Annotated in this window: 20 protein-coding genes; 12 read left to right on the top strand and 8 right to left on the bottom strand. The window is 61.2% G+C overall.

Going from position 1 to position 22,172, the window contains the following annotated elements:
- Positions 1 to 19: 19 nt before the first annotated feature.
- Both JQ609_RS25865 and JQ609_RS25860 read left to right on the top strand, forming a co-directional pair.
- Positions 20 to 1,429, top strand: a complete 1,410-nt coding sequence (locus tag JQ609_RS25865; RefSeq protein WP_212209593.1) for an alginate export family protein — start codon at positions 20 to 22, stop codon at positions 1,427 to 1,429.
- Between the two features lie 436 nt (positions 1,430 to 1,865).
- On the top strand, positions 1,866 to 2,150 hold the full coding sequence (locus JQ609_RS25860) for a MaoC family dehydratase (protein ID WP_249128423.1): 285 nt from the start codon (positions 1,866 to 1,868) through the stop codon (positions 2,148 to 2,150).
- 295 nt (positions 2,151 to 2,445) lie between these two features.
- Here JQ609_RS25860 and JQ609_RS25855 read toward each other — a convergent pair whose 3' ends face one another.
- Together JQ609_RS25855 and opgC are read right to left on the bottom strand one after the other, a co-directional pair.
- Positions 2,446 to 2,664, bottom strand: a complete 219-nt coding sequence (locus JQ609_RS25855) for a hypothetical protein (RefSeq protein ID WP_212275676.1) — start codon at positions 2,662 to 2,664, stop codon at positions 2,446 to 2,448.
- A gap of 53 nt (positions 2,665 to 2,717) precedes the next feature.
- Positions 2,718 to 4,100, bottom strand: a complete 1,383-nt coding sequence (gene opgC / locus JQ609_RS25850) for an OpgC domain-containing protein (RefSeq protein WP_212275674.1) — start codon at positions 4,098 to 4,100, stop codon at positions 2,718 to 2,720.
- A gap of 421 nt (positions 4,101 to 4,521) precedes the next feature.
- On the opposite strand from opgC, the gene JQ609_RS25845 reads away from it, so the two are divergent.
- Complete coding sequence (locus JQ609_RS25845; RefSeq protein WP_212209597.1) at positions 4,522 to 5,184, top strand: response regulator transcription factor; 663 nt, start codon at positions 4,522 to 4,524, stop codon at positions 5,182 to 5,184.
- Here JQ609_RS25845 and JQ609_RS25840 read toward each other — a convergent pair.
- Both JQ609_RS25840 and JQ609_RS25835 read right to left on the bottom strand, forming a co-directional pair.
- The gene (locus JQ609_RS25840) at positions 5,179 to 7,299 is read right to left on the bottom strand and encodes an MASE1 domain-containing protein (RefSeq protein ID WP_212275663.1); all 2,121 of its coding nucleotides are present in this window, start codon (positions 7,297 to 7,299) and stop codon (positions 5,179 to 5,181) included. The genes JQ609_RS25845 and JQ609_RS25840 overlap by 6 nt on opposite strands.
- Before the next feature lie 1,063 nt (positions 7,300 to 8,362).
- Positions 8,363 to 9,388 (bottom strand): acyl-CoA desaturase, encoded by a 1,026-nt coding sequence (locus JQ609_RS25835; protein ID WP_212275661.1) that lies wholly within the window; start codon positions 9,386 to 9,388, stop codon positions 8,363 to 8,365.
- A gap of 331 nt (positions 9,389 to 9,719) precedes the next feature.
- Between JQ609_RS25835 and ykgO the strand changes: the two genes are divergently transcribed.
- The 3 genes from ykgO to JQ609_RS25820 all read left to right on the top strand — a co-directional run bounded on the left by ykgO (position 9,720) and on the right by JQ609_RS25820 (position 10,983).
- Positions 9,720 to 9,845 (top strand): type B 50S ribosomal protein L36, encoded by a 126-nt coding sequence (gene ykgO, locus JQ609_RS25830; RefSeq protein ID WP_002718645.1) that lies wholly within the window; start codon positions 9,720 to 9,722, stop codon positions 9,843 to 9,845.
- A 93-nt stretch (positions 9,846 to 9,938) separates the two neighbouring features.
- The gene (locus JQ609_RS25825; RefSeq protein ID WP_192738964.1) at positions 9,939 to 10,598 is read left to right on the top strand and encodes a tetratricopeptide repeat protein; all 660 of its coding nucleotides are present in this window, start codon (positions 9,939 to 9,941) and stop codon (positions 10,596 to 10,598) included.
- Positions 10,599 to 10,707: 109 nt separating this feature from the next.
- Positions 10,708 to 10,983: a hypothetical protein gene (locus tag JQ609_RS25820; protein ID WP_192738963.1), complete on the top strand. Its 276-nt coding sequence runs from the start codon at positions 10,708 to 10,710 to the stop codon at positions 10,981 to 10,983.
- 89 nt (positions 10,984 to 11,072) lie between these two features.
- Here the strand turns inward: JQ609_RS25820 and JQ609_RS25815 are convergent, their stop codons facing one another.
- Positions 11,073 to 11,252, bottom strand: a complete 180-nt coding sequence (locus JQ609_RS25815; RefSeq protein WP_211993733.1) for a hypothetical protein — start codon at positions 11,250 to 11,252, stop codon at positions 11,073 to 11,075.
- Positions 11,253 to 11,517: 265 nt separating this feature from the next.
- On the opposite strand from JQ609_RS25815, the gene JQ609_RS25810 reads away from it, so the two are divergent.
- A complete protein-coding gene (locus JQ609_RS25810) occupies positions 11,518 to 12,480 on the top strand; it encodes an alpha/beta fold hydrolase (RefSeq protein ID WP_212275659.1) in 963 nt (320 codons plus the stop codon).
- A gap of 138 nt (positions 12,481 to 12,618) precedes the next feature.
- Here JQ609_RS25810 and JQ609_RS25805 read toward each other — a convergent pair whose 3' ends face one another.
- Positions 12,619 to 13,011, bottom strand: coding sequence for a cytochrome c family protein (locus tag JQ609_RS25805; RefSeq protein ID WP_212275657.1), 393 nt, complete (start codon positions 13,009 to 13,011; stop codon positions 12,619 to 12,621).
- 231 nt (positions 13,012 to 13,242) lie between these two features.
- Here JQ609_RS25805 and JQ609_RS25800 point away from each other — a divergent pair, with 231 nt between their 5' ends.
- The 3 genes from JQ609_RS25800 to glcF are packed head-to-tail and all read left to right on the top strand — an operon-like array spanning position 13,243 to position 17,329.
- Positions 13,243 to 14,736, top strand: a complete 1,494-nt coding sequence (locus tag JQ609_RS25800) for an FAD-linked oxidase C-terminal domain-containing protein (RefSeq protein WP_212209605.1) — start codon at positions 13,243 to 13,245, stop codon at positions 14,734 to 14,736.
- 11 nt (positions 14,737 to 14,747) lie between these two features.
- Positions 14,748 to 15,986: an FAD-binding protein gene (locus tag JQ609_RS25795; RefSeq protein WP_212275655.1), complete on the top strand. Its 1,239-nt coding sequence runs from the start codon at positions 14,748 to 14,750 to the stop codon at positions 15,984 to 15,986.
- Positions 15,983 to 17,329: a glycolate oxidase subunit GlcF gene (gene glcF / locus JQ609_RS25790; protein WP_212275653.1), complete on the top strand. Its 1,347-nt coding sequence runs from the start codon at positions 15,983 to 15,985 to the stop codon at positions 17,327 to 17,329. The genes JQ609_RS25795 and glcF overlap by 4 nt, the downstream gene beginning before the upstream one ends.
- Here glcF and JQ609_RS25785 read toward each other — a convergent pair.
- Positions 17,326 to 17,784 carry a hypothetical protein gene (locus JQ609_RS25785; protein WP_212275651.1) on the bottom strand — a complete coding sequence of 153 codons (459 nt, stop codon included), beginning with the start codon at positions 17,782 to 17,784 and terminating at the stop codon, positions 17,326 to 17,328. The genes glcF and JQ609_RS25785 overlap by 4 nt on opposite strands.
- A 424-nt stretch (positions 17,785 to 18,208) precedes the next feature.
- Here JQ609_RS25785 and JQ609_RS25780 point away from each other — a divergent pair, with 424 nt between their 5' ends.
- On the top strand, positions 18,209 to 19,222 hold the full coding sequence (locus tag JQ609_RS25780; protein WP_212209609.1) for a TorF family putative porin: 1,014 nt from the start codon (positions 18,209 to 18,211) through the stop codon (positions 19,220 to 19,222).
- A gap of 99 nt (positions 19,223 to 19,321) precedes the next feature.
- Here the strand turns inward: JQ609_RS25780 and JQ609_RS25775 are convergent, their stop codons facing one another.
- Positions 19,322 to 21,067, bottom strand: coding sequence for an ABC transporter ATP-binding protein/permease (locus JQ609_RS25775; protein ID WP_212275649.1), 1,746 nt, complete (start codon positions 21,065 to 21,067; stop codon positions 19,322 to 19,324).
- A 298-nt stretch (positions 21,068 to 21,365) separates the two neighbouring features.
- On the opposite strand from JQ609_RS25775, the gene JQ609_RS25770 reads away from it, so the two are divergent.
- Entirely contained in the window at positions 21,366 to 21,986 is a 621-nt protein-coding gene (locus JQ609_RS25770) for an L-lactate permease (protein ID WP_409411199.1), read from the top strand.
- The last annotated feature ends 186 nt before the right edge of the window (positions 21,987 to 22,172 follow it).

Below are 22,172 nucleotides of genomic sequence, written 5' to 3'. Positions count from 1 at the left end.
GAGTGCCAAGGAGACTGACATGGACGGTCGTCAAGCACTACAACTACCCTGCTGCTTGCTCGTTCTGGGCTCTGCCTCGATCGCTTATGCGCAGCAACCGCCGAAACAGGATATGCCACCCCCCTACAAGCTTTTCCGCTTCGAGGAAGATTACAGATATCTCCAGGATCCGACCAAGCGCACGGACATCTGGGACCCGATCAAATATATCCCCATGGGTTCGGATCCTGCTTGGTATCTCAGCCTCGGCGGCGAACTCCGCGAGCGCTTCGAATTCTACTCGCACCCGAATCTTGGGTTACAGGGTCAAGGGCCGAACAGCTATCTCTTACACCGACTTCTCTTGCACGCCGACTTGCACGCGAGCGACTACTTTCGCGCGTTCGTTCAGGTCGGCAATCATCTTGCCCCCTGGAAGGACGCCGCAGCGCCTCCTTATCTCGACCGGCTCGATTTTCAGCAGGCGTTTGTCGATTTTCGACTGCCGTTCAGTGCCGACCGGGACCCGATTCTCCGTCTAGGGCGCCAGGAGATGGCGTACGGCTCACAGCGCCTGGTTGCGATCCGGGATGCCCCGAACGTACGCCGCAGCTTTGATGGAGCGCGTCTGAGTGGCGCCATTGAGGGCGTCAGCGTCGACGCCTTCGTCACGCGCCCCGTTCAGCATCAGGCCGGCATCTTCGACGATCCCTCGGATCAGAGGCAGGCTTTCTGGGGCGTCTACGCCACGACACCGGCGAGCTTCGTTTCTGGTGGGAAGCACGACCTCTACTATCTGGGGTTCGAAAATAAACAGGCGCTCTTCGCAGCGGGGCGGGGGGAGGAACGACGACAAACCATCGGCTCACGCTTCTTCGGCTCGGCTGGGGGGTGGGACTGGGATTGGGAGGTACTTGGCCAGTTCGGGACTTTCGCGGATCAAAATATCCGAGCTTGGGGTGTCTCGACCGACACGGGGTACACGTTTGACCCTGCAGGCTGGAAAGTCCGGCTTGGGTTGAAAGCCGATATCGGGAGCGGAGACCAGAATTTGCACGACGCCACGCTGGGGACCTTGAACGCACTCTTCCCAAAGCTGGCATATTTCAACCAAGCTGCAATCCTTGGGCCCTCGAATGTCATGAACCTGCAGCCGAGCTTGTCTTTCACTCCGATGGAGAAGCTCCAGCTGACGCTGGGCTATGGCTTTCTGTGGCGCGCCACCACCGCCGACGCGATTTATACCGGGGCCGGCGTCCCCGTGGCCGGAACGGCAGGCCAACCCGGCAGATTCACCGGCAGTCAATTTTCTATCGATCTCGCCTGGCAGGTGGATCGTCATGTCGAGACCGGTCTCGGCTACGTCCACTTCGATCCCGCCAGGGTCCTGCAAATGGCGGGGGGCCGAGATGTAGACTTCACCTACCTTTACGCCACGTATAGGTTTTGATCGACCCCTTCGACTCTTGTGATGCTGGCACAGCGATGGCGTCATTCTCACTGGTTGTGACCTTCAGGTCTTGGGACGAAAGGTCGAACAATCTTGCCTGAGCCATTTCCAGAGGCGGTTTGCTCGGCTAAGTTGCGCCGCAGTTGGAAGGTTCGATTATAATCCCTCTCCCCCTCCGGGTCCAAGAACGGTGATGAACTCACGCGTCTCCCCGGAGAACAGCCTAGACCAAGGTTAGGCCTGCCACTTTGCGGCCAGCAGCTGTGAGAATTGGCACTCATCCCCTGATGAAAACTGAGGAGGCCGATGTCTGCCTTGGTTCATTCGCTACAGGGGTGAACCAGCGGCAGGTCTGACCATGTCTGCTATGCCGCTGAAAGCGGAGGTAAAGTCACAGCATTAACGGCGCTATGTTGGACCGTGACGACGGACCATTTTGTCCTCGTGCCCCGGCGGCATCATCATGCACGGCATGAACAATTTCGGGCTGATTTCCCGGATGCTGACCGACTGGGCCTATCCGGCCGGCGCCATCCACCGTCGCCTCGAAACAAGATGGGTTAAGCCGGTGAAGCCCGGCGACACCATCCAGCCGACCGGCATCATCAAGTCGAAGCAGGTGACCAAGAACTCGCGCTGGGTGCTGATCGACGTCATGGTGCGCAACCAGACGGGCGAGAAGGTCGCGACCGGGGAAGCGATGGTCGAGTTTCCGAATTAGGGTGTGCACTCCTGAATCAGGACGCTCGTAGCACCACGGCCGGGTTGTGGATTGGAATCTGTGCTGGCGGGGAATTGTTGCGGATGTAACGGCATACACAAAAAGAAAGGCCGCCTGCGTTGGCGCAAGCGGCCCGAGTCTAGGGAGGAAACGCCCAAGGAGGGCAGCGATAGCGCGAGGAGCGCTACCGCACCCCCTAGCTAACTGATCGCGATCGGCGGCTCAATTGGACGGAGGTTAACGTCGGGTATCTCAAGGTGTCGCGGAACAATACGAAGGTTTATAGCGCTCGCTACTAGGTCCGCTTGCGCACGTCAGTGGAAACCGTCTCGTGTGCACGCACCGGGGTGCAGGTCGTGAATACGAGCGCAAACCGGCTGCACTGCCAGTCAGCGCCGAGCGCGGCGCTGGTGGGTGATGTCAGGTTGACCGACAGGAATGCCACTACGCAGAAAAACATCACGTACGCCGCGATCAGCACCGCTCCCTTGTGGGTCCTTGGATGGGAAGTCATGGCTTTGGCTCCTGTACGACGGCCGGAAGAACAAGGGGCAGGCTCCACAGTCTCTAATTCACATCCTGACCCACATTATTCGCTGGTGATCCGAAGGCGTGCGCGATTGCTGGCACTGGATCAGCGCCGCAGTCGGACTCGCGCACCGGAGCAAACAGCATCTTTATTCGATCACCCCGTCGACCCGGGCGAACAGTGGGCGGAATGTCAACGCCGAGCGCCTTGGCTGTCTTGAGATTGATGACCAGCTCAAACTTGGCTGGCTGCTCGACGGGCATGTCGGCGGGCTTCGCGTGAGGCTGCTGGCTCGGTTTGATCTTGATCAAGTTCAGCAGCGTCGCGGCCACGATCATCACCAGGACGCCACCAACACTGAGCGCGATCTGCATCGGCAACCCCTCCGAGATGTGGAGCAGCGCCAGGTGGCTGGCGAGCGTCAGCAGAACGCCGAGGCAGTAGATTGGCAGCGAATTCTGGCCACAGCGTGTGGCGCCGCGCATCACCGCCGTCGTCAGCCCTCGCCAATTGCGAGGCACGAACCATACCACCAGAACCGCAAGGGCAAAAAAATGCAGCAGTCGCAATGGATCGAGATTCGACTTGTCCATCGGGTAGAGCAGCGCCACCAGCGCCTGCGGGATCAGCGCTTCCAGCGGTTTGATGCTCCAGCTCAATGCGATGATGAGGCTGAACACCAGATAGAGAACGGCAGCCACAAGCGCGGCGCGTGAGGTCACCCACGGCCGGAATCTCTTGCCCTCGATGATCCACCACGCGCCAAGCACAAAAGGCAGCTGCCAGGCCAGCGGATTGAAGTACCAGTGGCTGCTCGGCCATGCCGGAATGGACCAGCCGAAGACGTGCACCAGTGCGTAAAGCAACAGCGACGTGCCGAGCGTTGCGTTCGGCGCTCGCAGCAGCAGCCACAGCAGTGGCGCGAACAACAGGTGATAAAGCACGAAGAGTGGCAAGACGTCGGTGTTGACGGGGCGGTATTGCAGGATCGCCGCGTGTGCGAGCGTCACGCCGGGCTGTTCCAACAGAATGCGCGTATTGCTCTCGTCGGCAAGACGGCCACTGCCTGCGAGGTGAACGATGATGGCGCAGGCGAGCGTGAGCAGCAGAAATGCGACATAGATATCCCAGCTTCGCCACAGCGTCCGGCCGATCAAGCCGGTCCAGCCCCCGCTCGACCGGGCCTTGCCGTAGGCCAGTGCGCAGGTCAGACCCGATATGAACATGAACACTTCCGCGGCATCGCTGAAGCCGTAGTTGCGCAACGTCACCCAGCTCCCGATGTTGTTGGGGACATGGTCTAGAAAGATCCACCAGAGCGCGATGCCGCGGCAGGCATCAATGCGCAGATCGCGGCCGTAGTCTTCCAGCTCCGGCAGCGCGCCTGCCAATGGCTTCAGGGTGGCAGTTCGATCATGCATCTGATTGCCCGTCCTGCATGCGAGCACGCTTCAAGAGGATCCGATCTGACAACAAACGCCGCCGCACGGCCGGATCGTAACGACGCTGAACCTAGCGACGAAAGCTATCGCGATAACGATCATATGGCGGCGCTTGGTAGAACCTCCTGGCGCCGTCTTTGACGATCATCATTCACCGGCACAGCGCGTCAATCAGCCAGAGGCCCACACAGAGAGCTTCCTAGGTCCTAGGATCAAAGTACCGTGCGCCTACCGGTGATTTCTATTTCAGCACACAGCGGCATTCGGCTTCTACCTTGAGTGCCTAACGGCCTGGGCGGAGGACGGTTTCGGAGCCAGTCTTCTTCCTCGCCAGAGACCCGAAGGCGGGTGTATGATTTTTTCAATGGATCTCCGTGCAATGGGAAACGGAGAGCTTTTCATGAAAGTTCTTATTGTCGACGATCATGCATTAATTCGCGACGCGTTGCACGCTGTCCTGAAGCAACTGAAGCGAGAAGCCGCCATATTTGAAGCTTCGAACGGCGATCAAGCAATGCACATCGTCGAGGAAAATCCCGACATCAACCTCATTTTGCTTGATATCAATTTACCTGATCGAGATGGATTCTCTGTCCTCCGCGAACTCCGTGACCGCTATGCGACCATTGCTATCATCATGCTCTCGTCCTCGGATGATCAAGATACAGTCAAGCGCGCTTTCAAACTTGGCGCTCTGGGTTTCATCACGAAAACTACCGAACGTGAGGTCATGCTCAACGCTATCGAGTTAGTGTTCTCCGGCGGTATTTACATTCCCTCGGAGATTCTTGAGGGAACAACGTCTCCGCGGCCTACAAGCAAGCCAGCGACGCGCGACTCTCCTAAGGGTCTGGGTTTGACCGATCGGCAGATTGAAGTGCTTGCGCTCCTGATGAAGGGAAAAAGCAACAAGACCATTGCCAGGACCCTCAATATGGCAGTGCCGACAGTGAAGAACCACATCACTGTCGTTCTCAAGGCGCTCAGCGTAACGAGCCGCACCGAGGCAGTAATAAAGGTAGGAAAAATGGGCTGGGAATTGTCGCCGAAATCCCAGTCATGACGCCGTCCCGGTGTCTCTCCTGTCGTCATGATCCCTGAAAAACTCGTGCATGACAGCGCGGAGCTGCATTGGGTCGACAGGCTTGTGCAGCAAAATGTATCCTCGATCCTTGGCGTCACGTAACGGTTCAGGTGCCGTATCGCCGCTGACGAGGATGGCTGGAATCGATGAGCCAAACGCCGCATTGATTTGTTCAATAACTTGGATCCCCGTCTTTCCGCTCGCAAGGTGGTAATCCGAGACGATAAGATCGGGGCGTTGTTGGCGCTCTGCAAGTCGGGTAAGTGCAGCCTCGTCCGATCCGGCGGTAAGGACGGAGTATCCCCAATTGCCAAGCAATCCGCCCGTTACCTCCAGCACAACTGGAGCATCGGCGATAACAAGAATTACCTTTCCTTCGACCGCAAAGGCCGCAGGATGATGTTGTTCGACTGGCTCCTCGGACGTGACGCATTCCTCGGCCATCGGAACCAGGATTGCGAATCGCGAACCTCGGCCCACAGTCGACGCCAAGTCGACTTGATGGTTGAGAAGTACGCAAAGCCTGTCGACAATAGCCAAGCCGAGTCCCAGGCCGCCATACCGGTTTCGTTCTGGGGCGGGAAGTTGAACAAACTCGCCGAATATATTCTGCTTCTGATCCTCAGGAATGCCGGGGCCGGTATCCCATACCTCAATACGCAACATTGCACCGCGCCGACGGCATCCGACGATGATCCCGCCCCGCAATGTATATCGCACAGCATTGGATGCCAGATTGAGCAGTATGCGTTCGAGCAGCATGGCGTCGCTCCGCACCCAGGCGTCATTTCGCCTGACGCGTAGACGCAAGCCTTTTTCTCGCGTTGCCTGATCAAACGCCATCTCGATTTTTTGCAACAGGCGCCCGATCGGGAATTCGGTTATTTTGGATGTAAGGATCCCGGCATCGAGCCTAGAAATATCCAGCAGCGAATTGAACATTTCATCCATTTCTTTTCGCGTTGCATCGATCTGCTCGATCGTCCTTGTCCTTTCTCCCGATTTGAGCGGCATGCGCAACTGCGCAACGAACAGCCCCAGCGCATGGAGCGGTTGCCGCAAATCATGGCTTGCCATTGCAAAAAAGCGCGATTGTGCTGCATTGGCGAGCTCCAGCTGTTGCGTGCGCTCTGCAACCTTCTGTTCGAGATTGATCTGCGCGCGGCGCAGACGTTCCTCGGCTTTCTTGCGCACCTCGACGTCGGCGCTCAATAACAAGCTTGGAACGGTAATACTGATCAAGAACATCAACACCAGCAGGAATGAAACGTTGAGATCCGCGGTCGTGAAGGGGCCGCCGCCCGTGAACGTCCCCCAAATCGTGATGCCCGCAAGCACCAGCGCAACCGTTGCGGTGTCACGTGGACCGCGGCGCAGCGCCGCCCACAACATTGGCAGGATCGCCAGAAAACCCAGCGGATCCCGGCTCGGCGTTTGCTCGATCAGGGGGCTGAAAGCAATGAGTCCAACAGCCGCCGCTGTTACGAGGACGCCGGCCGTCTCCAGAAATTCATTGCGGTTGAAGGCATGGGAGTGGCTTGACGCCCAAAGCACGATAACGGGCGCAATGACCAGCGCGCCGGTCACATCTCCCAGCCACCATGTGACCCAGGCGTTCGCGAAATTCGCTCGTTCGATGTACCCGGCGGTTGCCAGGCTGGTCAGTCCAATGCTCGCGCTGATCGGTGTCGCGATCACGAAGCAAATCAGAGCAAACTTCGCGACAGAATCTGGCCTCGAAAACGTATCACATCCGCTTGACCATCGATTGATCAGGTAAGCGCCAACGACCGCTTCAAGAGAGTTACCAGTCGCAATCGCAATTGCGGTGGCAACCGAGCCGGCGGTCGTCGCATTGGCGATCACCGCAGCCGCAAAAATTGCGGGCCAGGTTCGATATCCCCACAACAGCACCGCCGCCAGCGCGAAACCCGTTGGTGGCCAAATTGGCGTGGCACTGGGATGAATGGAGGCGAGAGCGAGGCCGCCTTTTGCCAGCGCGAAATAGATCCCTCCAATTGCAACCAGACCGCCGGCATACCTGATGCCTCGGCGGAAATGTGTCTCCGGCGTTGGTGATCGTGGATCGGACATCGTCGGCGCCTGGACTAGGCAGTTGGATCGTCCACCATGACCTTTTGATCAAGGATCAAAGATCGCTGTTTCTCGTTTACCGAGCGGTTGATAGACACCCCTGGGTCCGAGCGGTGCGACAACGCAAGACTCGGCAAGATGCGCTCGGATCGATTGATCACCGCAGTCCGCTGACGGACGAAGAGATAGCGCGTACTTGGTTCACTCTCTGCCGATGCCGATCGACATCGGCTTACGGGCTGGAATGCGTGGCGGTGAATGTAGCGGAGACGGGGCCTTCCGCAGGAATGCTCTTGGCCTGGACATTGCCAGCCATGTGAACGATAGCAACTGAGGACATTGACAGAATTGAATAGTCATTTGCGATTGCTCCGTCCTTGGCGGCCACCGCAATTGTCCTGCATAATCGCAATTCGGTTTCGTTGAGGAAACTACCCATTTCGAGTTAGCAGCAGCTGGTAGTAAGCCTTTTGGACAATGATCAGTTTAGCCTTCGGTTCACTCTGCGAGGTCCGCTAGGCGCGCGATGAGCGGACATGACCGGGTTCTCTGTTTCACCACGCGCTGGCGGGCGCGCGTTTGTCGTCGGCGACGATGAGGACACGAGACATTAACCTCCGCCCGGTAGGCTGCAACGTCCGCCCGGTAGTCTGCCCGCGTTGGAGCGTCGCGTATGGATATCACGACCATGGTCAGCGGCATTCTCGCCACTCAGGACGAGAGTAAGCAGCTGTAAATCGCGACCACCGTCCTGAGATCCAGCGCCAAAGCAGATGCGGAGAAAATCGCGGCCGAGACGCGTGCGGCCGAGCAGGCCTCGCCCGCCGATCCTGGCCCCGGCGTCGGCGACAATCTCGACATTACCGCCTAATCCAATTGCCGGAATTTTTTGGCCAGCACGCGCCGAATGGCTCAAAAGTTGCGCAATGATATCATCCTGCCGGTGATTTGCCCGACGCGTCAAATGTTTTTCGCGGGCAAAGTATCCATGCTGGAGGCCCCTTTCTTTTCAAGGGGTTCCTTTCTTTGCATGGGTTGTTTTCGCGATTTTGAGTCCGGGCTCTTATTCAGGCACGCCCGTCGACCCGCGCGTCGTCAGCCTGCTTCCGGCCGGCTGCCTTGCGAGATGTTTGCTCGGCGGCACCACGTCGGTCGCCAATCCGAGCCACGCCAGAAAGCGAATGGTCAGCCAGGTGTTGTCCATCTCCCACCAGCGATGACCATGGCGCGCTGAGCGTGGATCGGCGTGGTGGTTGTTGTGCCAGCCTTCGCCGTTCGAGATCAGGCCGACGATCATGTTATTGCGGCTGTCCTCGTCGGTCTCATAGTTCCGGTAGCCCCAGACATGCGTTACCGAATTGACTGCCCAGGTGATGTGCCAGACCAGCACGGTGCGGACGAAGACGCCGAACAGGAGAATGCTGAGGCCGGTCTGCGTTGCTTCGGCCGGCGTTGCGCCAAACAGCCAGGCCACGGCGAATCCGGCGGCGAAGAACAGCGGCATTTGAATGAGATTGATCCAGATCAGCCAGTTATGGCGTTCCAGCGCGACATAGAAGCGATCGCGTAAGATGTCCTTGGCGTAGCGCTCATAGATCCCGAGCCGCGACAGCTCCGGCTGATGCACCAGGATCCAGCCGATATGGGCCCAGAAGAAACTTGCCAGCGGGCTGTGCGGGTCCGGCTGCTGGTCGGCGAATTGATGGTGGCGGCGGTGGATCGCGACCCAGCGCGCCGGCGTTTCCTGCAGGCAGGACATCGCGATCACCACCATGCTGTGCTCCAGCCATTTCGGGCATTTCAGGCCGCGATGGGTGAGCAGCCGGTGGTAACAAAGGTTGATGCCGAACAGCCCGCACAGATGCGTGCCCACGATCGCGACGATCAGGCCGCTCCAGCTGAAATAGCCTGGCAGCAAGGCCAGCAGTGCCAGGGCGTGGTAGGCGCCGATCCCCAGAATGTAGGGCCAGTTGAGCTGATACGGCAGTACGCCGGCAGGCAGCAGCAGCCTGGCGCTTGGGGGCAGGTTAATCGCGGCGTCAGGGGGCAGTACCGCAGTCTTGACGGTCGGCCGGGGAGCGGTCGTCATAAGGAGGTCGGTTCCATTCTGCGGGGGGCGTCGTCGGCGACGCAAGGGAGCGATTCCTCTTATACGGTTCGCGCTGGCGCCGGGGTCCAAATTCTGGGGCTAATTGACGCTGGATTCTCGAGAAAAATCGCTGGAGAATCAGCTGGCTAGCGGCCCCCCGAGGCAGGTGGGCGGGATTTCGCAGGGTTGATTGACATTCTCCCCCGCGATGGCTTAGAAACCGCCCCGTCCCGGGCGGTATGGCCGCTGGCGGGAAAAATCTCATTTTGCCACTTTCGGGTAGCGCAGGTTCGGCCTCCATCACGGCCTTTCAACGCATCAGGATTGTCCCATGAAGGTCCGTAACTCGCTGAAATCGTTGCGCGGTCGCCATCGCAACAACCGTCTGGTCCGCCGCAAGGGCCGGGTCTACGTGATCAACAAGGTGCAGCGCCGCTTCAAGGCCCGTCAGGGCTGAGGTCGGCTTTTCGCCCTTAGATTCCGTCCCGCTTCACAGGTCTTTGACGACGTGCTGCTTTGCAGCTCGTTTTTGTGCGTCTAGACTTGCCCCATGGCTTTGAGATTCCTGCAAGCTCCTAACTGCCGGATCGCGATCCTTGTCGCCGCTGTCATGACAGCCGTGCCGGTGATGGCGTTTGCCCAGAACGATCCCCGAATCATCCCGCCGCCCAAGCAGCAAAAGAAGCTGCCGGAAGCGCCGAGCAAACTGCCGAAGGTCGGCGCCGATCGGACGCGCGGTCTGGATTTCCTGTTCGGCGCGCTGAAGGCTGCGCCCGATGAGGCCAGCGCCAAGCATGTCGAGGCGCGGATCTGGGCGCTGTGGATGCAGACCCCGAGCGATACCGCGGCGCTGTTGATGGTGCGCGCCAAGGCGGCCATGGACGCGCAGAAGGCCGATGTCGCGCTCAAGCTGCTGGATGCCGTGGTCAAGCTGCGACCCGATTATGTCGAAGCCTGGAATCGGCGCGCGACGCTGTATTACCTGAAGAACGATTACGCCCATTCGCTCGAGGACATAAGGCAGGTGCTGGTCCGCGAACCGCGCCATTTCGGGGCGCTGGCCGGCCTCGGCATGATCATGCAGGATATCGGCGAGGAAAAGCGCGCGCTGGAAGCGTTCCGCAAGGCCCTCGCGGTCAACCCGTACCTCGAAAAGGTGCCGGAACTGGTCAAGACACTGACCGAAAAGGTCGAGGGCCGCGATATCTGATTCAATCAGAAGCGCTGTGCTCCGTCGCGGTTAACCCTGTTTCCGGACAGGCCGGAACGTTTCCCGCCAACGCATTATTATCGGCCGTCAGCTTGTCAGGAGCGAAGCCATGAAATCATTGCTGCTGGCCGGCGCGGTGATTGTCACTGCCGGCACGAGCGCTTTCGGCGCAGACTATTGGGTGGTCGGCGACCGCGCGGCCAACAAATGCGAGATCGTCACCAGCAATCCAGTGATCAACGCGCAGGTCGGCGGAAATATCTGGTTCGGCAGCGGGCCCTATCGATCGCTCGACGATGCCAAACTCGCACGCACCACCCTCAGCGCTTGTCCGAAGGTAGAACAGCCTTCCTCCGATGCGGGGGATGAGGACAAGTCGGACTAAACAAGTCGGACCAGATCAGGCTGAGGCGTTTTCAAGCCAAGCAGGCCCTCGGACTTGATCCGGGGGGCAATACCGGTTCGCGTAACGTCCTAGTGCAGCACGTTGCTGCCGCGCGCCATGCCGTCGAGGCCTGCCGCCGCGTAGAACTGAGCCAGCTCCGCCTCCAGCTGTTCATTGACCAGCAGAAGCGCCTTCAGCGCGCCGCGCATGTCGCCGTTGCAGGTCGCTACGATCTGGTCGATGGCCGCTTCACTTGCGTCGGAAATCATGGGTGGTCCTCCGATTGTACCGTGGAACAATGTGTGGTCTTCGCCTGCGTTCCTGTGAATTTTGGGTACAAGTTTCAGGTTTCGGCCACACCTCGATCAAACACGTCGACACGTGGCGAAAGTGTTAGTGTGACTGTATAAAAAGCCCAGTGACGGCAGTATGACCCCGCTATCCACAGGGTTGGGCGGACTGTGGAGAATTCCCGAAACCCGCACCCATTCCGGTCGTATCTCGTTGGTGCCAAAGATCATTCGGACATTTTCGATGGTGATAGCGATCGTCGCGGCGGCGCTGGTGATCCTGGCGTTGGTCACGCAGGGCGGGGTGTGGCTGACGCAGCGGGCCCATCCCGCCCAGGGCAGGATGGTCGAGGTTGCCGGCGCGACTCTTCACATTGTCGATATCGGCCCGCGTGATTCGGCCAGCCTTCCGATCGTGATGCTGCATGGCGCCAGTTCAAACCTCGAGGTGATGCGCCAGCCGGTGGGTGAGCGGCTTGCGAAGAGCCATCGCGTCATCCTGATCGATCGTCCCGGCCACGGCTGGAGCACGCGCGCCAATCTTGAGGATTCAACGCCCGAAATTCAGGGACGGATGATTGACGAGGCGCTGGCCAAGCTCGGCATCGGGCGTGCGATCTTGGTGGTGCATTCTTGGGCGGGCGCGCTCGGCGCGCGCATGGCGCTGGATTATCCGGGGCGCGTCGCCGGCATGATGATGCTGGCGCCGGTGGCCTATCCGTGGCCGGGCGGCGTCGGACGCTACAACAAGATCGTCGCGACGCCGGTGATCGGCCCGTTGCTGGCCTATACGATTACGCTGCCGCTGGGCAAACTCCTCATCAGTTCCGGCGTCCGCGGCGTGTTTCTGCCGCAAGCGGTCCCGGATGGATATGTCGAAAACACCGCAAGCTCGCTGCTGCTGCGCCCGCGCGAGTTTCTCGCCAATGCGCGCGATCTGGTGACGCTGAAGGCGGCCGTCGCCGAGCAGGCGCCGCGCTATGCCAGTATCAAGGCGCCGATCACGATCGTCACCGGCGATATCGACAAGACGGTGTCGACCAACATCCATTCGCGGCCGCTGGCGGCGACCGCCCCGAACGTCAAATTGATCGTGCTGCCCGGCCTCGGTCACATGGTGCAGAACGCGGTGCCTGACCTCGTGATCTCCGAGATCGAAGCCATGATAGGCAAAATGGCCCAGAACACCGCGGCCGCAGCGAATTAAAGCGTTTGTGAGCGAGCATGCCCCTGGGAGCTGATCCGGGGGCGGATAGCGGTTTGCGTCAAGAACGCGTCAAACCAGAAGCGGGCGGCTCTGCTTTAGTCAGAACCGAAGCTCTGGAATCGCGATATTCGACAGCCGTTACTTGGTCTTGCCGTCCTTGTCGTATTGCGCAAGGAACGCCCAGAGGTCGCTCGCCTCTTTCTCGTTCTTGATGCCGGCGAACACCATCTTGGTGCCGGGAATCTTCGCCTTCGGCTCCTTGATGTATTCGAGGAACACATCCTTGCTCCAGGTGATGCCGGAATTCTTGTTGGCCTCCGAATAGGAGTAGCCTGCCGTGGTGCCGGACTTGCGGCCCTCGAGCCCGTTCAGCTCCGGCCCGACCTTGTTCTTGGCGCCTTCGCCGATCGCATGGCAGGCCATGCATTTGTTGAACGAGGATTTGCCGGCAGTGACGTCCTGCGCCAGCGCGCCCGACACGGCCATCAATGAGGTGACAACAACCAGCGTACCCAAGATCGGTGTTTTCATGTGGTGCTCTTCGTCTCTTTCCCTGGAGGTCGATTGCTTTTGGCAGGCTCGTTCCGATTGGACAAGCCACGAAACTTTGACAGGTTCCAGCCTCGCAGGCTTGCCCGAGAGCGAACTCACGATTTGGGGGGAAGGCAATCCGACATTGGTGTGGTGGCCTACCCAAATGCGCCCAGACGTGCTTGATTTACCGTGACAAATCGATAACGCGCTAGGCCCTGGAGGAAACGCATGGCCATTATGATGCCGGCTTCCGATCAGGCCGTTCTGGATCGCCGCGACGCCATTGTGGCCGCCTTGCGGGGGATCGTGCCGGGTGAGGGCGTGATCGACAGCGCAGCCGAGATGCTGCCTTACGAGTCCGACGGCCTGATGGCCTATCGGCAGCCGCCGATGGTCGTGGTGTTGCCCGACACGACAGAGCAGGTCTCCAAGGTCCTGAAATATTGCTGCGAGCAGGGCATCAAGGTGGTGCCGCGCGGCTCGGGCACCTCGCTGTCCGGCGGCGCGCTGCCGCTGGCCGATGGCGTGCTGCTGGGCCTTGGCAAATTCAAGCGGATCCGCGAGATCGATTTCGACAACCGTGTGGTGGTGACCGAACCTGGCGTCACCAATCTGGCCATCAGCCAGGCGGTAGCGCATGCCGGGTTCTATTACGCGCCCGATCCCTCGTCGCAGATTGCCTGCTCGATCGGCGGCAATGTCGCGGAAAATTCCGGCGGCGTGCATTGCCTGAAATACGGCATGACCACCAACAATGTGCTGGGCTGCGAAATCGTGCTGATGTCAGGGGAAATCCTGCGTATCGGCGGCAAGTCGGCCGAGAACGCAGGCTACGACCTGATGGGGATCATCACCGGCTCCGAGGGCCTGCTTGGCGTCATCACCGAGATCACGGTGCGGATCCTGCAGAAGCCGGAAACCGCCCGCGCGCTGATGGTCGGCTTCGCCGAGGTCGAGGCCGCCGGTGAATGCGTGGCCCGCATCATCGGTGCCGGCATCATCCCGGGCGGCATGGAGATGATGGATAAACCGGCGATCCACGCCGCCGAAGCCTTCGTCCATGCCGGCTACCCGCTCGATGTCGAGGCGCTCCTGATCATCGAACTCGATGGTCCCGGCGTCGAAGTCGATGAACTGATCGGCCGCGTCGAGACCATCGCCAAAGGCTGCGGCTCCACCACGCTGCAGATTTCCACGTCGGAAGCCGAGCGCAACCTGTTCTGGGCCGGCCGCAAGGCGGCGTTTCCGGCGGTGGGCCGGATTTCCCCTGATTACCTCTGCATGGACGGTACCATTCCACGTGGCGCGCTGCCCAAGGCCCTGGCCCGCATCCGCGACCTCTCGGCCAAATACGATCTGCGCGTCGCCAACGTGTTTCATGCCGGCGACGGCAATCTGCATCCCTTGATCCTCTATGATGCCAACCAGCCCGGCGAGATGGAGCGGGCCGAGGCGTTCGGCGCCGACATCCTGCGCTGCTGCGTCGAACTCGGCGGCGTGCTCACCGGCGAGCACGGCGTCGGCATCGAGAAACGCGACCTGATGCCGGAAATGTTCAGCGAGATCGACCTCAACCAGCAGCAGCGGCTGAAATGCGCGTTCGATGCCCAAGGCCTGCTCAATCCCGGCAAGGTGTTTCCGACCCTGCACCGCTGCGCCGAACTCGGCCGCGTGCACGTGCACGGCGGCCGGCTGGCATTTCCCGAACTTCCCCGATTTTGAAGCAGGCGCACGTGGACACCCCAAGAGTACGAGACGCCAAGGACGTCGAGCAGGTGGTGCGGGCGGCGATCGCCAGCGAGCAGCCGCTGGAGATCATCGGCCATGGCTCCCGACGCCTGGTCGGCCAGCCGATGGCGACCAACGCCGTGCTCGAACTGTCGGCGCTGAACGCAGTCACGGCGTATGAGCCGAACGAGCTGATCATCACGGTGCAGGCGGGCGCGCCGCTTGCCGATGTGCTGTCGCTGATCGACTCTAAGAACCAGCAATTCGCGTTCGAGCCGATGGACACCTCGGCGCTGCTCGGCGTCTCCGGCGCCGGCACCATCGGCGGCATGATCGGCGCAGGCCTTGCCGGCCCGCGCCGCATCAGGGCCGGCGGCGCCCGCGATCATCTGTTGGGGGCGCATGCGGTGTCCGGCTTCGGCGACAGTTTCAAAACCGGGGGTAAGGTGGTGAAGAACGTCACCGGTTACGATCTCTGCAAATTGCTGGCGGGGTCGTGGGGGACGCTGGCGGTCATGACGGAAGTGACGTTGAAGGTGATGCCGAAACCCGAAAGCGAACGCACGCTGGTGCTGCGCGGGCTCGACGATGTCACCGCCAACCGGGCGATGACAGCGGCGCTGGGCTCGCCCTACGACGTGTCGGGTGCGGCGCATCTGCCGCATCAGGCGTTCCGGTCCGCGGCCGGCGGCTTGGCCGGGCTCGGAGCGCCGGGGCAGGCGACGACGCTGCTGCGGCTCGAAGGCATCGCGGCTTCCGCCGCCGACCGCGCCGGCTCGCTCGGCAAGACGCTGGCGCCGTTCGGCGCCGTGGAGGTCCTGCAAGACGCTGTTTCGGCCGCGATCTGGAGTTCGATCCGCGATGTCCTGCCGTTTGCCGCCCAAGGCGCGCTGGGGGCGTGGCCGGTGTGGCGGATCGTGTGTCCGCCGGCGTCCGGCGGCGCGCTCGGGCAGCAGCTTTCGCGCGACACCGGCGGCGACGTGATCTACGATTGGGGCGGCGGGCTGATCTGGGCGGCGTTGCCGCCCAGGCCGGACGCGCACGCGGCGCTGCTGCGGGCGCGCGTCGATGCCGCCGGCGGTCATGCGATGCTGGTCCGGGCGTCCGAACTGGTGCGGCGCAATGTCGACGTGTTCCATCCGCAATCCGGCGGCGTGGCCGCCTTGAGCGAGCGCGTCCGGGCGAGCTTCGATCCCAAGAACATCCTCAACCGGGGCCGCTTGCTGCGGGCGGTCGCGACATGAAAACCGAATTCTCTCTCGCCCAACTGGCCGATCCTGACATCGCTGAAGCCGACAAGATCCTGCGCGCCTGCGTGCATTGCGGGTTCTGCACGGCGACTTGTCCGACCTACGTGCTGCTCGGCGACGAACTCGATAGCCCGCGTGGCCGGATCTATCTCATCAAGGAGATGCTGGAGAAGGACCGTCCGCCGACCAAGGAGGTGGTCAAGCATATCGACCGCTGCCTGTCCTGCCTCGCCTGCATGACGACCTGCCCATCGGGCGTGAACTACATGCACCTGGTCGATCAGGCGCGGGTCAGGATCGAGCGGGATTATTCCAGACCGCTGGGCGAGCGGGCCTTGCGCGCGGTGCTGGCCTTTGTGCTGCCGCGGCCGGGTCTGTTCCGCGCCAGCATGATCATGGCGCGGCTGGGCCGGCCGTTCGCTGGCCTTTTGCCGACACCGAAGACCGCATCGGCGACGCCCACCCTGCTGCGGCGGATCAAGGCGATGCTGGCGCTCGCGCCCGGCAGCCTGCCGGCGCCGGGGCCTGCCGCCGGCAGTGTCTTCCCGGCCGTTGGCGACAGGCGGGGGCGGGTCGCGCTGCTGCAGGGCTGCGCCCAGCAGGTGCTGGCGCCGCGCATCAACCAGGCCGCCATCAATCTTCTGACGCGCCACGGCATCGAGGTGGTGCTGGTCAGGGACGAACAATGCTGCGGCGCGCTCACCCATCACCTCGGGCAGGACGGCGACGCACTGGCGCGCGCCCGCGCCAACGTCACGGTCTGGCAGCGCGAAGCGGAACAAGGTGGCCTCGACGCCATCCTGGTGACGGCGTCGGGCTGCGGCACGGTCATCAAGGACTATGGTTTCATGCTGCGTGAGGACCGTGAGTTCGCCGGCCCCGCTGCACGAATATCCGCGCTGACAAAGGATATCACCGAGTATCTCGCCGGCATCGATCTGCATCCATCGAGCCAGCAAGGCGACGTCACCATCGCCTATCACTCGGCTTGTTCGCTGCAGCACGGACAGAAAATCACGCACGCGCCGAAAGAATTGCTTTCCAAGAATGGATTCGTGGTGAAAGATGTACCCGAGAGCCATTTGTGTTGCGGTTCGGCGGGGACCTACAACATTCTCCAGCCTGACATTGCGAGCAGATTGCGCGATCGCAAGATCGCCAATATTGCGACAGTCAAACCGGACATGATCGCTGCGGGCAATATTGGGTGCATGGTGCAGATTGCCGGCGGTACGTCAGTTCCTGTGGTGCACACGATTGAGCTTCTCGATTGGGCGACAGGAGGTCGAAAACCCGAATTGAAGGGATCTGGACTGACAAGGCCAGCATTGAACTAATCGATCGGCCGACTATTCGAGCGCTCGACTGACACGACCAGCGGCAACAGGAGGACCACGATGGCTAAAGCGAAGAAGAGCAAGAAAAGCAAGAAGGCTAAAAAGGCCAAGAAGGCGGTAGCGGCGAAGAAGAAATCTGCGAAGAAGTCGTCGAAGAAGGCCGCCAAGAAGTCGGCAAAGAAATCGGCCAAGAAGGCTTCGAAGAAGAGCGCAAAGAAATCCGCCAAGAAGGCAGCGCCGAAGAAGGCCGCCAAGAAAGCCGCCAAGAAATCCGCCAAGAAAGCTGTGGCGAAGAGCCCGGCGAAGAAAAAGAAAGCCGCCGCCAAGCCTGCCGCGCCGAAGGCGGCAGCCCCGGTGGCGGCTCCGGCGCCAGAGCCCGAAGCTGCGCCCGCTCCGAGCTGGGCAACGCCGAGTTCGGAGGCATCGACCCCGTCATGGGGCTCCGGCTCGTCCAATGGCGGCGATCAGCACTAGGTCGTCCGCGGCCCGTCAAGGTCGATTTATCGGAAAGCCGCAGCGTCCACCGCTGCGGCTTTTTTCTTGAGGCCGGCCGGCGGATCGATTTCACCACGGATTTCTACGGGGGCTGTTGATTCGGCCGCTGTTCAGGCAAGCGGGAGCTGATCCCCTTGTTTTGCCGGTTCCAGATGTCGTCTGACCGGCACGAAGGCCGCCAAACTTGTTGTGGGAATGCAACACCCGCAGACAACATTTTCCGAAACAGGCAGAACGCCTAAAAAGGCGGCAGATGATTGTCTTTTTTGCTTCACGCCCATGACAGCACGTCCCAGATTGCCGTTGAGTTTGGTTGCAGTCGGTTATCGCTTGCCCTGGGGGGCCACCGGAACGGGACTGTTCTAGAAGGTGATGGGGATCGTCATGAAGAAACTGGCTTTGTTAGCAACGGCGCTGGCAATGGTATCGGGTTCGGCCCTCGCGGCGGACTTGCGTGTCAAGGCGGTGAAGGCCCCGCCGCCTGTCGCGTTCGATCCCTGGGATATCGCCTTCGGCGCCGGCATCACCAATGATTACATCTTCCGCGGCATCACCCAGTCCAACCACAAGCCGTCGGTCAACGCCTATTTCGAGCCGCGCTACAACGTCACCAAGGACTTCCAGCTGTACGTCGGCCTGGCCGCTGCGAGCATCTCGTTCCCCAACCGTGCAGCCGCTGAAGTCGACGCCTACGGCGGTGCCCGCCTGACGGTTGGCGCATTTGCCTTCGATGTCGGCGCCTGGGGCTACCTCTATCCGGGTGGAACCTGCCAATACGGCGGCGGCGCTGTCACCGATTTCGCCGGCGTTCCGCTCAGCGCCGAATGCCAGGCGAACACCCTGCTCAATCTCAACGTGCTCAAGAAGGACGTCAGCTTCTTCGAGATCTACGGCAAGGTGAACTACACCTTCAACGACAACTTCTCGCTGGGCGGCACCGCCTATTATACGCCGAGCTTCCTCAACAGCGGCGCCGAAGGCACCTATGCTTCGATCGTCGGCAAGGCGATCGCGCCGAGCGCCTGGTTCGGCGCCAGCGGCCTTGGCATGTACGTGTCGGGTGAGTTCGGCCGCCAGTGGCTGGGCACCTCGGACTCGTTCTACGGGACCGCGGTATTCCCGAACGGCATCAACTACGCCGACTACAACACCTGGAATATCGGCGTCGGCTTCACTTACAAGGTGTTCACGCTGGACTTCCGTTACTCCGACACCAACCTGTCGAAGGGCGATTGCAACGCTTTCACCAGCGACTTCACCGCTCGCGGCGAAATCAACGCCTTTACCGGAACCAACGTCACTGCGATCAATCCGTCCGGCGTGGGTTCGAACTGGTGCGGCGCAGCCGGCATCGTCAAGCTCTCGGCTGACCTGACCGCGCTGACCAACCTGAAGTAATATCTTCTTCGCGAAGATCTGGGGGCGGCAGAGCAATCTGCCGCCCCTTTGCTTTTGGGACGGCGCTGGTTGTAGGGGCTGCAACAGCTTCTCTCAGGCTTACGCCGGCTGGGCGCTGACCGCTTCCCGCAGCGTGAACTGGTCGCCGTCGCGGACCATGGCGACGTGGCGCTGGTGGAAGGCCTCGAGCGTCGAACGGTGGCCGATCGAGACGATGGTGGTTTGCGGCAGTTTCGAGCCAAGCAAATTGTAGAGCGCGGCTTCCGAGGGTTCGTCGAGCGAGGCGGTCGCCTCGTCGAGGAACAGATACTGCGGCGCGTGCAACAGCGCGCGCGCCACCCCGAGGCGCTGCTGCTCGCCAAGCGAGAGCATCCGGTTCCAGTGCGATTCCTCCCCCAGCCGCCCGGCAAGCTTGGGCAGGCCGACCTGGGTGAGCGCTTCCCTGACCCGATCGGCGCTGAAGGTTTCGGTTGCGCCGGGATAGGCGATGGCCCCATGCAGCGATCCGATCGGAAAGTAGGGCCGCTGCGGCAGCATCATGACGGACGCGCCGGCGGGGATGGCGATCGAGCCGCTGCCGAACGGCCAGATGCCGGCGATGGCCCGGAACAGGGTCGACTTGCCGGAGCCCGACGGGCCAGTGAGCAGCGTACGTTCGCCGCCGCGAAGGCTTAAAGCATCGGCCGAGACCAGCGGCGTGCCATTGGGTAGGCGCAGCGTGAGCTCGCGCAGGTCGATCGCCGTGCCGCCCTGAGATGCGACGACGTCGATCGATTCGCTCGATTTCTCCAGCGCCGTGGCGCTCGCGATGGCTGCTTCAAACCCGTCGAGGCGTGCCATGATGGCGCGCCAGTCGGCCAGCGTGCGGTAGATCGTGACGAAGATCGACAGCGCCGACTGCACGCTGCCGAACGCGGACGCTGTCTGGGTCAAACCGCCAAGCTGGACCTTCTTTTCGAAGAAGGCCGGTGCCACCAGGATATAGGGAAAGATCACCGCGGCCTGCGAATAGCTCGCGGTGAACGTGGTCAGCCGCTTGGTCCGGCTCATGATGCCGTACCAGTTTTCGATCACATGGTGGAAGCGGGCCCAAAGCCCGAGGCGCTCCGCGCGCTCGCCCTGCAACAGCGCGATCTGCTCGGAGTTCTCCCGTGCCCGAACCAGGTTGAAGCGGAAATCGGCCTCGAATTGCTGCTGCTTGAAATCAAGCCGCACCAAAGGCGAGCCGATCCATTGCGTCAGCGCCGTGCCGAGGACGGCGTAGATCAGCGCGCCCCAGACCAGGTAGCCCGGGATGGCGTACTCCTTGCCGAACAGGTGCAAGGGGGCGGCTGCCGACAGCCCCCACAGGATGACGACGAAGGAAAGCAGCGTCACCACCGAATTCAAAAGGCTCAGCCCGATATCCAGCGTCCGCTCGACGAACAGCCTGACGTCGTCGGCAATGCGCTGGTCCGGATTGTCGGCGGCGTCACCCTGCAATTGCATGCGGTAGTGATTGGCGCCGTGCATCCATTCGCCGAGATAGTGCCGGGTCAGCCAGCGCCGCCAGCGAATCTGCAGCCATTGATTGAGGTAGAGCTGGTAGACGGCAAGCACGACGGCGCAGCTTGCCAGCACGCAAAAGACGCCGATCTCCCTGACGAAGACGTCCCAATTGTATTCCTGCAGCGCGTTGAAGAAGCGATTCTGCCACTGGTTCACCAGAACGTCGATCGCGACCAGCGCCAGTTGGATCGTGATCACGGCAGCGAGCAACGCGCGGCCGGCCCATTTGTCCTCGGAACGGAAATAGGGAGCGGCGATCCGCCATACGGTCGCGAGCGTGGAGCGGATATTCTTCACGATGGTCTCCGGGGAGCGGGCCTTAAGGGCCTGAAAGAATGGAAGAATTGGACGTTGGACTAAAGTCGTAGATTTCTCAGCCTGCGGCGACTTGTCGCGGTAGCCGGTCAGACCCTAGCATGGCTGTCACGGCGAGGGGCGGGGGACCTCTGGACTTCGCGAGGTTGTGAGCGGGTTTCGGCGAACTGCCGAACCAGCAGTCGATCTTGCGGATGAGAGCAACGTTTCCGCAGGCGCCAGGCACACCAGACCGTCCACACGGCCGGGTGCCCAATAATAATCCGGGGAGAATCCGAACATGTGGGATCAAGTCTACAATCCGCTCGGCAACGCGACCTTGTCGACGCTCGCCGCCGCCGTGCCGGTGGTCACGCTCCTGGTGCTGATCGCCGCGATCATTTCCGGTTTCCTGATGCGCTTCTCGCCGGAGAAGATGATTGCGGAATACGGCCGCACCATCAGATTGTGCGCGATTTCGCTGATCACGATCTCGGCGATGCTGGCGATCGGCACGCTGACGCGGCTGTCCGGCGTCGACGCCACGCTCGGCCTGGCCTTCGCCGCAACCGGCGTGCTCTATCCCTTCTTCGGCACCTTGCTCGGCTGGCTTGGCGTGGCGCTGACGGGATCGGACACCGCCTCCAACGTGCTGTTCGGCAATCTGCAAAAGATCACGTCCGAGCAGCTCGGCCTGTCGCCGATCCTGATGGCCGCCGCCAATTCCTCCGGCGGCGTGATGGGCAAGATGATCGACGCGCAATCGATCGTTGTCGCCTCGACGGCAACCAACTGGTACGGCCACGAAGGCTCGATCCTTCGCTATGTATTCCTGCATTCGATCGTGCTGGCCTGTCTGGTCGGCGGACTGGTGACATTGCAGGCTTACGTCTATCCGTTCACGTTGATGGTCCTGCAGTAGGGCGCAACTGAACATATGGAGAAGATGTCGTCCCGGCGAACGCCGGGACCCATAACCCCGGTCATCTGCTGTTGAGAAAAGCCGTCGACCATCGTGCACAACAATCTCTGCCGCGGAGTGATGGTGTGGACGGCCCCCTACGGCATCAGTTGTGCCAGAATGAGGTTGTTGAGATCTCAGACAAGG

Origin of the sequence: Bradyrhizobium sp. AUGA SZCCT0169 (assembly GCF_018130085.1) — a bacterium.
Lineage (GTDB): Bacteria > Pseudomonadota > Alphaproteobacteria > Rhizobiales > Xanthobacteraceae > Bradyrhizobium.
The sequence above is the reverse complement of the archived record's forward strand: the minus strand, read 5'-3'. Positions and strand labels throughout refer to the sequence as shown.

Excerpts from the sequence above, each read along its gene's own strand:
- JQ609_RS25865 (WP_212209593.1), top strand. The coding sequence starts at position 20 with ATGGACGGTCGTCAAGCACTACAACTACCCTGCTGCTTGCTCGTTCTG.
- JQ609_RS25855 (WP_212275676.1), bottom strand. The coding sequence starts at position 2,664 with ATGACTTCCCATCCAAGGACCCACAAGGGAGCGGTGCTGATCGCGGCG.
- opgC (WP_212275674.1), bottom strand. The coding sequence starts at position 4,100 with ATGCATGATCGAACTGCCACCCTGAAGCCATTGGCAGGCGCGCTGCCG.
- JQ609_RS25845 (WP_212209597.1), top strand. The coding sequence starts at position 4,522 with ATGAAAGTTCTTATTGTCGACGATCATGCATTAATTCGCGACGCGTTG.
- JQ609_RS25840 (WP_212275663.1), bottom strand. The coding sequence starts at position 7,299 with ATGTCCGATCCACGATCACCAACGCCGGAGACACATTTCCGCCGAGGC.
- JQ609_RS25835 (WP_212275661.1), bottom strand. The coding sequence starts at position 9,388 with ATGACGACCGCTCCCCGGCCGACCGTCAAGACTGCGGTACTGCCCCCT.
- ykgO (WP_002718645.1), top strand. The coding sequence starts at position 9,720 with ATGAAGGTCCGTAACTCGCTGAAATCGTTGCGCGGTCGCCATCGCAAC.
- JQ609_RS25825 (WP_192738964.1), top strand. The coding sequence starts at position 9,939 with ATGGCTTTGAGATTCCTGCAAGCTCCTAACTGCCGGATCGCGATCCTT.
- JQ609_RS25820 (WP_192738963.1), top strand. The coding sequence starts at position 10,708 with ATGAAATCATTGCTGCTGGCCGGCGCGGTGATTGTCACTGCCGGCACG.
- JQ609_RS25815 (WP_211993733.1), bottom strand. The coding sequence starts at position 11,252 with ATGATTTCCGACGCAAGTGAAGCGGCCATCGACCAGATCGTAGCGACC.
- JQ609_RS25810 (WP_212275659.1), top strand. The coding sequence starts at position 11,518 with ATGGTGATAGCGATCGTCGCGGCGGCGCTGGTGATCCTGGCGTTGGTC.
- JQ609_RS25805 (WP_212275657.1), bottom strand. The coding sequence starts at position 13,011 with ATGAAAACACCGATCTTGGGTACGCTGGTTGTTGTCACCTCATTGATG.
- JQ609_RS25800 (WP_212209605.1), top strand. The coding sequence starts at position 13,243 with ATGGCCATTATGATGCCGGCTTCCGATCAGGCCGTTCTGGATCGCCGC.
- glcF (WP_212275653.1), top strand. The coding sequence starts at position 15,983 with ATGAAAACCGAATTCTCTCTCGCCCAACTGGCCGATCCTGACATCGCT.
- JQ609_RS25780 (WP_212209609.1), top strand. The coding sequence starts at position 18,209 with ATGAAGAAACTGGCTTTGTTAGCAACGGCGCTGGCAATGGTATCGGGT.
- JQ609_RS25770 (WP_409411199.1), top strand. The coding sequence starts at position 21,366 with ATGTGGGATCAAGTCTACAATCCGCTCGGCAACGCGACCTTGTCGACG.